Here is a 321-nt window from a genome sequence, read left to right as displayed (position 1 = left end):
GATTACACAGTGCGAAACAAGCCCCATTCAAACGCTTAACGCAAACAGCGCACTTGTTTCTACAACAGGTGTCACCTGGTATACTGCAGCAACCGGAGGTACAGTGGTGCCTTCGCCTGCTTTAAATACTGTGGGTACGGTGACTTATTTTGCGGAAGCAACAAATCCAGCTACGGGATGTCTCAGTCTCTCAAGAACTGCCGTTACCTTAACCATTAATGCGGCTCCGGCGGCCCCGGCACTTTCAGGTTCAGCTACTATTACACAGTGCGAGACCAGTCCCATTCAAACGCTTAATGCAAACACCGCGCTTAGCTCTGC

At 50.5% G+C, this 321-nt stretch carries 1 protein-coding gene; it reads left to right on the top strand.

Annotated elements, in window-relative coordinates:
• Positions 1-321, top strand: a 321-nt coding sequence (locus WG906_RS19355; protein WP_339994543.1) for an Ig-like domain-containing protein, incomplete at both ends; no start/stop codon positions are given.

It is taken from the genome of Pedobacter superstes (assembly GCF_037622515.1).
In the GTDB taxonomy this organism is placed as follows: Bacteria; Bacteroidota; Bacteroidia; order Sphingobacteriales; family Sphingobacteriaceae; genus Paradesertivirga; species Paradesertivirga superstes.
Note: the sequence above shows the minus strand (reverse complement) of the source record. Positions and strands in the feature narration are given on the sequence as shown.